Source organism: Blautia sp. HCP3S3_C4, from assembly GCF_052064095.1.
In the GTDB taxonomy this organism is placed as follows: domain Bacteria; phylum Bacillota; class Clostridia; order Lachnospirales; family Lachnospiraceae; genus Blautia_A.
Window position 1 is genome coordinate 1 of the sequence record NZ_JBQHWF010000028.1, and the last position, 8,212, is coordinate 8,212.

The window sequence follows — 8,212 nt, forward strand, 5'->3', positions numbered from 1 at the left end:
AAAATCGAAATTGATGTAAACGAAAGGGCAGTTTTATAAAACCGCAAGACTGCTTTTTCGTTTACACCAACTCCGATTGTTTCCTTAACAAGTTGTAGGGGACAATACCTGATCAGCCTGCCTTGGCTTGTTTATAAAGGAGACCACTTTTGATCAGTAATAGCAGAAAAGCAACTATTATTGCATATGGTTCTTTCATCATTGCCAAAAACAAAACATCGATAACACTGCATCCTATAGACAATGCAGTAATCACCTTTTTGCCTTTTTCAAATTTGAAATAGACCATCAATATTTTCACAATCCCGATAATCGTTAAAGTGATGAACATTATCCAATAAATGGTAATAATCCATTTATTATTATCTACATACTCAAAAAGATTTACCGAATAGATATAACCATTGACCGGCTTGGGATACAGCGGAAGAAAAATAAGCATCAAAGAAAGCAAGTCAACAAATCCCCATAATAAGTCACATACACTATTGAGATTTGATTTGTTTTCTTTTTCTGCAATCAAAATCAACTGTTCTCCAGATAACAGATCATCAATCGACACAGAAAAATATCGAGATATTTCCTTTAATGAATCTATGCTCGGATATCCTCTTCCGGATTCCCATTTTGAAATTGCAGTTCTAGATACAAATAATGCCGCAGCCAGTTCTTCTTGTGTCATTCCCCGGCTTTTTCTTAATTCCTGAAGTTTTTCATGAAATTCCAAAACCTCCACCCCTTGCTCGTTTTATTTATTCTTTATTGACAGTATAACCGCTCCCTGATAAATAGAAAATAATCCAATGCTTAACAATACGCCACCTACAATATCCGTGAGCCAATGTACTCCCGAAATCAATCTGCCAATAACCATGAATGCCGAAAAAGCGATTGTTACAATCGTTATCACTTTTTTGACTGCAATGCTTGACAGCCTGCGCTGAGTCTGTTCGATCAAAGTCGGCATCACACACAATACCAATAGTGTAGTTGATGATGGATAAGATGCCTCCATTACTCCGTTAATTAAAATAGGTCTGTAATTGATTGGAATCATCTCAAAAAATATATATGCCAGGATCACGACAATATAATAAATACCCAGAATAATGATATCCGGATCCACCTTGAAAAGACTTCTTTTCTTAATCAACTGAACTAGTCCCACACCTGCAAAGATCAGGCATACTACGACAGGCACCAGCCCCATCCAATCAGTAATCGAATAAATCATCATGTGTACGCCTGTGAAGCGGTGAAACCAGCAATTGAGTGTTGCAAATCCAATATTCGTTCCGTTTTGACCATGAGGCTGCACATCTACCATCTGGATCAAAACTGTCCATAATACAAAAGTTGCAATGAATATTCCTCCAAATAGTAAATTCTTCATTCCGTTCTTTTTCATCATTCTACGTCCTTTCTATATGGGTTTGTCTTTTCGACACATTCACCTTATCAAAAAACATAAAATGATGATAGAATCGCTCGGTCACATACGTGATACGATTCGTATCATACCCGTAAATGCTTGTTTTTTCAGTATTTCCTTCTGATTATCTATCCCTGCAAATCCGGATTTATCTTTTAGCATTCTATCATGTTCTATTCTGAAATTCCACTCTTACATTTACAAAGAGTCGCCTTTCGGCAGCCCTCTTAACTTATATATAAACGATCTCTTTCAGTACAATTTTTTCAGCACTTGTTCTGATATTATTCATCAACCCGACCCACTTCATCTGATCCCGTATCTTCAATGTTTCTGTCACACTCTGTTCTTCTGCCATCTGCTTCATTAACATTTCGACCTGCTCTCTTGCATCCCGATCAATCTGATTCAGATGTTCAGTCAGCTTTCCAGTCAATAACAGGCACTGATATCTTGCTGGTCTATACTCTTTCAGATATTGTTTCCGCAACATTCCATATTTCCCATATGTCGGTTCTTCCTCATTCAGCACCAGACCCGGCAAATAGTAATCTCCATGCAAGGTATAGCTTAATCCGTTCTTTTCATCATAAATGTGTTTTTTCATGCACTTATATCTCCATTCCTCTGTTCTTTGTTTTATTTTTCTTACGCTGCTGATTCTCCATCTCGCTCTTTTTCGCACCCCATGCTAATCTTTCGTAAATGCTTCCTTTTGGCATTTGTTCCATCCGTCGTTTTTCTTCCAGTGCTTTCTGATTATGAATATCCTGCAGTACCGCAGCCTCCACAGTGTCTATTCCCATGACACGCACAACACGATCATATCTATCAGAAACACTTTGCAACATATTCTTTTCTTCTAATAATTTCTGATTGTCTTTACGCATATCATCCAACTCTTTCTGAACACTGTTATATGCCTGTTTTGTCTTCTGGTATTTATTTTTCCATTTCTCCACTTCTTTCGTAAGTTCTTTTACCTGGGCAGCCATTGCAGCAATCTTATTCTTCATTTGAATAAATAATGGTTTAACTTTTTTATCCCGATAGGTTCCTGCACGTTCCAATGCTCCTGCTTCCGGTAGAAGCGTTTTAACCGTCCCATATTCTTTTATTTCCTTACTGACATTATCTATGATCGGCTGTAACTGCTCCCGACGTTCTTCTAGGCTTTTTAATTCTATTTCTGCTTTCTCTGCCCGCTTTTCTGCAGCTTCTTTATCCCTGACCGCCTGTTCCTTATCTTCTTTCAAAAGCTGAATATCTGCCTTGGATTCTGCAATCTGTGCAGTCAGTCCCTCATTCTCTGCTGTCAGATACTCTTTTTCCTGCTCCAGAGCCTGAACTTCCTTCTTTCGTTCTTTTTTCTTGAAATTATAAACATCCAGATGTTCCTCATGGGTACCTTTCTGTTCCCATTCAATCCCATACTGCTTTGCAATATCTGCCAGCACTTCTTTTTCGTGGTTTATCCACTGATTTAATTCTGTGTCATGTTTATTTCCACCTTGAAATCCCAAACTTTTTAATGCCTGCTTCAGTGAAACTCTGATATCCATCCCTTTTCCTTTCCAACCAGTCACATAGGGAACAAAATCAATATGCAGATGTGGTGTAGCTTCATCCTGATGAAGATAACAGCAAAATACCCGGAGAGTTGGATTCCTTTTCTGAAAATCCTGCATATATTCATTCAACACCTTCACTGCCAGTTCTCCTTCTACTGTCCCTACAGCCATGTCTTCACAATTTCCAATCTGGAAAATGACCTCATGGAATAGTTTTTCCTGTTTTCCCTGCCGGATTTTTTCATAATAATTTGTAATCTGACGGTCTTTTCTTTTCCCCACATTGTATCGCTCCACAGAATCATCAAACAACTCTTTATAAACATCTTTCAGATTTTCATTCTGGTAACAAATATTCAAGTGTACTCTGTCCGGATCTACATTTTCTGCTATGAAATCCCTTCTGTTATGAGCCAGAGAACCAGCTCCGATCATACCGCTAATTGTTCTTTTCATGGTCATGCTTCTCACCTCCCCTTCTGAAACCAGTGCCAGACATGGCACATAAATTTGTATCTTCGCCAGTTATGGCGATAAAAAGAACTCTTCGCCGGATACGGCGGTTTTGTTACTTTTGTCAAAAGTAACGCAAAAGCACTTTCGACAGCCGTACCGTCCATCAAAAGTCCCCTTGCGCCCTGCCGGGGGCAAGACGTCCGGGGACGTCTGTTATGCACCGACCGAATCGGAGCGAAGACCTATTCCTCCCGTTGGTCGGTTTACTCCTGCGTTACTTGTATGACTGACTTATCCCGTTATTCTCGCCCGGACATATTCCAAATCTCCGCAGTATGGTGTCCCCACCAGATACCATTCCCTTGCCGGATTCATTTCCATTCTGGTCTTGACCCACTGATCGTCAACCAGCACTTCCAGCCCTTCTCCGCAGTGAAATCCTGTGTCAATCCATAAATCTGATGATAATAAACCGTATCTTCCGTTATTGCTGTTATAACCTAATCTTCCTTCTCTCATTGTGTCACTCTCCCTTCATTTATCGTTTTCCATAGGGAGCCCCGTTTCAGGGCATCCTTCACAGCCATCAAACCACCAACGCACTGTCGTTTTATCCACAACCTTCCGTCTTGCATCTTACCAGCTTTCTCCTTGTCTGCTATCTACAGGTGCGTGACACGCTCCTGTCATAGGACAGACAACAAGAACTGTTACCATCGAAAGCTTTCCGGTATTCCCCGCCTGTCCAGATATTCCTGACGGGACTTTTCCCGTTCTTCCTCTGTCGGAGCAGTTTTCGACTGTGTATATAACTGCCGGTTTGCCATACGCTCCACTTTCTCCATAAGCCCTTTGCAAATTTCCTCCGAACAGCTTTGATCTTCCATCAAATGATAGGAAACCAGCTGTCTAAACAAGGCAAATGGTATCTGTACATTTTTTATTTCCATGTTGTCTCCTTTCAAGGTGGCAAGATGCCCTGTTCTTAAGAAATAGTCATCTTGCCATCTTCCTTTTATTCTGGAAGCATCCAGAACCATTGATTTCCACGTTTCACCGAATCAATCTCCAGTTCCAGTTTTGCGTTCCGTAGGGTTTTCTTCTTAATTCCTCGTTTTTCCGCTTCTTCTTCAATCTTTTTCTGTGCCATGCCACCATCAGCCAATATTTCCAACAGAAACTCCTTTGCCTTCCGGCTTTTCTGACCTCTGCTGTCACCACTGAGCAGATCATCCGCACTAATGTCGTATTCCCCGATCCACTCGAATCCAGTATCCTTATCTAATCGGAATGCAATTGATTTCCCTTCCGGTGCAAGGGAACTTTTCACATGGCATACCACACGGATTTCCGGTTCATCTTTAATCCGCCCAACAATCAGCACACTTCTGGCTGCCGCCTGAAAATCAATCGAACCCAATCCACGGTAAGAAGATTTTCCGTTACTGTTTTTGTTCATATGCCCGATCAGAATGATTGCACAGTGGTATTTCTCTGCAAGCACTGCCACACGCTTCATTAACGGACGGATTTCATTTGCCCGGTGCATATCCACCTCTGCTCCAAGAAATCCCTGTATTGGATCTAAAACTACCAGACGGGCTTTTGTCTGTATGATAGCTTCTTCCAATCTGGCATCCATCATGGTCAATGCCCGATCGTTATCATCAATTACCATCACTCTGGAACAATCTGCACCAGCTGCAAGAAGTCGAGGCTTGATAGTATCGCCCAATCCATCTTCTGCAGTCTGATAAATAACATTCACAGGTTCTATCGGGCTTTCCACTGGATTCGCATCAGAGTCAACGTTCTTTTCTGCTCTATCCTTCTCGTCTGTTGCCTGTTGTTGCTCTGGAAGAATTTTTTCGCCTTTGGTCAACTTCGCAATAATCTGAAGTACCATCGTAGTCTTTCCTTCTCCCGGATCTCCCTGAATAATCGTTACTTTTCCAAAAGGAATAAACGGATAGAACAGCCATTCAATCTGCTCTACTTCCACTGATTCCATATTTATCAGCTTCAGATCCGACTCCGTCCTTTTTATTTCTGTTTTCTTTGTCTCTACTCTGTTCGTTTCCATCGTTCCTCCTTATTTTCCCGTTGAAAGGAAGTGGAGATTTTGATAGAATACTCGTAGAAAGTTTTTGGTGAGTATTCTACCAAATCTCTGCCTTTAGGTGTTTGCCGACACTTAAAGGCATTTTCTATTCTTCCTTCATGCCATCCATCGTCACTGTGATCAGCCGGATTACTTCCAGTAAATCCTCCGGCACATCATCACCCTTTTTCAAACGTTTCAGTTCATTCAGAACCTTTGCCAGTTCATTTTTCAACGCCTTATACACTCTCGGATTTCCTGTCACTACAACCTCTTTTTCCTGCAATCTTCGGATAATATAATCCTGTTTAGTCAGACCGGACAATTTAACCGCTGTTTCCAGAAGTTCATCCTCCTCCGGTGATACCCGAAAAGCTACCGTTTTATTTCTCCAACGCCCCTGTCTATCCAAACATTTAGCTGACATACGCAAGTCCTCCTTCCCTATCATTTGGTTCTTCATTCATGTTTTCTGCATCCAACTGGTCTGCCATATCCTGCTGTACGGACGGGAACAGATGCGCATATCGGTAAGTGATCTTTTCTGCTGAATGACCAACCCTTTTTCCGATTGCCAGTGCTGTATAGCCCATGTTAATCAGCAAAGAGACATGGCTGTGTCTGAGATCATGCACCCGGATTTTTTTCACACCGCTTGCTTTGCATCCTCTTTCCATTTCATGGTTCAGATAATACTTAGTTACAGGGAAAATACGGTCATCCGGCTGCAGGCTGTAATATAACTTCAAACAATCCTGCATTTCGTCACATAAGAACTTTGGCATAGTTACAGTACGGACACTGTTCTTTGTTTTCGGAGTGCTGATCACATCTTCTCCCTTTAAACGCTGATAGGATTTGTTGATCCGCAACGTTCTCTTCTGGAAATCGAAATCCGCAGGAGTTAAAGCCAAAAGCTCCCCGGATCTGATTCCGCACCAGTACAATAACTGGAACGCATAGTAGGAAAGTGGTTTATCCATCATTTCTTCTGAAAACTGTTTATACTCTGCCTTTGTCCAGAAGAGCATTTCCTTGCTTTCTTCTGAGCCGATTGTGCCAGCTTTCCTTGCCGGATTCATGCTAAGATCATAAAACTTGATCGCATGGTTGAAAATCGTACTCAACTGTCCATGGATTGTTTTCAGATAAGTAGGGGATAAAGGTTTTCCTTTCCTGCTTGTCAATTTGCGAAGCTCATTATGCCAGTCCAAAACATCCTTTGCGGTGATTTCTGACACCTTTCTTTTTCCCAGATAGGGTAAAATCTTGGACTTGATAATATTTTCCTTTGTAAGCCAGGTACTCTTTTTCAGCCTTGGTCTCACATCTTCCTCATATAATTTGCAGAAGCTCTCCAGTTCCATATCCATACTGGCTTTCTTCTGGAGTATGAACTGCTGCTCCCACTGTGCAGCTTCTCTTTTTGTTGCAAATCCTCTTTTGCATTTCTGCTTACGTTCGCCGGTCCAGTCCTGATACCGTACCATAACGTACCATGTGTTATTGCTTTCAGTCTTGTAAATTGCCATTCTTAATTCCTCCCATCGTTTGATCTCGTTCCGTAGAACTGTTCGTAAAAATACTTCCGGTCAACTTTTCCTGCAATTGTCTGGCATCCCATCGCCTGTAATTCCCTGTTCAGCCTTTTCATCAGCTTATAAGCGTAGGATTCCGATACTTCCAGAACTTCCATGACCTCTTTTACATTCATAAACATTTTACTCATTGTAAAATCCCTCCTTCGTTTCTCACTATACATTTCTGTATAGTCCGTATGATACTATACTTTTTTGTATTGGTCAAGTGTTTCAAAACAAAAATTCTATACTTTTTTGTATGGTTTCTCCTTGTCTGTACTATACATATATGCTATACTCAATTTATCAAGTAAAAGACAGGAGATATGAGCATGGCAATAGGAGAAAGAATTCATCATTTTCGACTTCTGCGTGGATTCACGCAGAAATATTTAGGTCAACAGCTGGGATTCAGCGAATCACAGGCTGATGTCCGCATTGCACAGTACGAAAAAGGCTCTCGCAGTCCAAAGGAAAACTATCTGAATGCACTGGCTGACATTTTTGAGGTCTCCCCTCATGCACTCGCTGTACCGGACATTGACAGTTATGTTGGGCTGATGCACACCTTATTTACATTAGAAGACCTTTACGGACTTCATATTGGAGAAATTGACGGAGAACTCTGTCTCCGGCTGGATAAGTCCAAAGGAACCACCTACCTTTCTATGTTTGATATGTTCTACGCATGGCAGGAACAGGCAGAAAAACTAAAATCCGGGGAGATCACCAAAGAAGAATATGACCAGTGGCGGTACAATTACCCGAAAAAAACAACATAAAAACCAACGAAAAAAGGCCTTACCAAATTGATTTCACTCAATTCAGTAAGACCTTTTTTGTTGGTTTCACACATATTACCTGACAACCACCGGATTGCTGATAAATACTACCTAAATATCCGGTGTTATCATTTTGTTATCAAATAGAACTTCTTGTGCCCGGAAATGCCCTGTTTATAAGGGTTTCCAGAATTTTTTCTGTCCCTTCGCACACCCACTTTGCATTTTTTTAGCAAACTCACTTGTAAAAACTTCCCTTTCCGGCCCTTCCGGGATACTGCACTATTTTT

General features: G+C 41.1%; 10 protein-coding genes and 1 pseudogene. 1 reads left to right on the forward strand and 10 read right to left on the reverse strand.

All coding sequences use genetic code 11. The annotated features are described in order from the left end of the window. Positions 1 to 112: 112 nt before the first annotated feature. The 10 genes from ACTNC6_RS15750 to ACTNC6_RS15795 form a co-directional block, all read right to left on the reverse strand. Positions 113 to 727, reverse strand: coding sequence for a helix-turn-helix domain-containing protein (locus ACTNC6_RS15750; protein WP_055261444.1), 615 nt, complete (start codon positions 725 to 727; stop codon positions 113 to 115). A 21-nt stretch (positions 728 to 748) separates the two neighbouring features. Next, positions 749 to 1,411: a phosphatase PAP2 family protein gene (locus ACTNC6_RS15755; protein ID WP_055261446.1), complete on the reverse strand. Its 663-nt coding sequence runs from the start codon at positions 1,409 to 1,411 to the stop codon at positions 749 to 751. A gap of 253 nt (positions 1,412 to 1,664) precedes the next feature. Further along, a complete protein-coding gene (locus ACTNC6_RS15760; protein ID WP_055261448.1) occupies positions 1,665 to 2,039 on the reverse strand; it encodes a TnpV protein in 375 nt (124 codons plus the stop codon). A gap of 4 nt (positions 2,040 to 2,043) precedes the next feature. Next, a complete protein-coding gene (locus tag ACTNC6_RS15765; protein ID WP_055261451.1) occupies positions 2,044 to 3,465 on the reverse strand; it encodes a plasmid recombination protein in 1,422 nt (473 codons plus the stop codon). A 285-nt stretch (positions 3,466 to 3,750) separates the two neighbouring features. Next, positions 3,751 to 3,978, reverse strand: coding sequence for a DUF5348 domain-containing protein (locus tag ACTNC6_RS15770; protein WP_022092901.1), 228 nt, complete (start codon positions 3,976 to 3,978; stop codon positions 3,751 to 3,753). A 191-nt stretch (positions 3,979 to 4,169) separates the two neighbouring features. Beyond that, complete coding sequence (locus ACTNC6_RS15775) at positions 4,170 to 4,403, reverse strand: complexin-2 (RefSeq protein ID WP_427786934.1); 234 nt, start codon at positions 4,401 to 4,403, stop codon at positions 4,170 to 4,172. A 71-nt stretch (positions 4,404 to 4,474) separates the two neighbouring features. Then, positions 4,475 to 5,542: an AAA family ATPase gene (locus tag ACTNC6_RS15780; protein WP_022092900.1), complete on the reverse strand. Its 1,068-nt coding sequence runs from the start codon at positions 5,540 to 5,542 to the stop codon at positions 4,475 to 4,477. A gap of 124 nt (positions 5,543 to 5,666) precedes the next feature. Beyond that, a complete protein-coding gene (locus ACTNC6_RS15785; RefSeq protein ID WP_022092899.1) occupies positions 5,667 to 5,987 on the reverse strand; it encodes a plasmid mobilization protein in 321 nt (106 codons plus the stop codon). After that, positions 5,977 to 7,092, reverse strand: a complete 1,116-nt coding sequence (locus ACTNC6_RS15790; RefSeq protein ID WP_055261453.1) for a site-specific integrase — start codon at positions 7,090 to 7,092, stop codon at positions 5,977 to 5,979. Before ACTNC6_RS15790 ends, ACTNC6_RS15785 begins: the two co-directional genes overlap by 11 nt. A gap of 2 nt (positions 7,093 to 7,094) precedes the next feature. Then, positions 7,095 to 7,289 carry a hypothetical protein gene (locus ACTNC6_RS15795; RefSeq protein WP_005611072.1) on the reverse strand — a complete coding sequence of 65 codons (195 nt, stop codon included), beginning with the start codon at positions 7,287 to 7,289 and terminating at the stop codon, positions 7,095 to 7,097. Positions 7,290 to 7,472: 183 nt separating this feature from the next. Here ACTNC6_RS15795 and ACTNC6_RS15800 point away from each other — a divergent pair. After that, positions 7,473 to 7,919: pseudogene (locus tag ACTNC6_RS15800) on the forward strand (helix-turn-helix domain-containing protein); the annotation flags it as partial. Positions 7,920 to 8,212 lie beyond the last annotated feature (293 nt).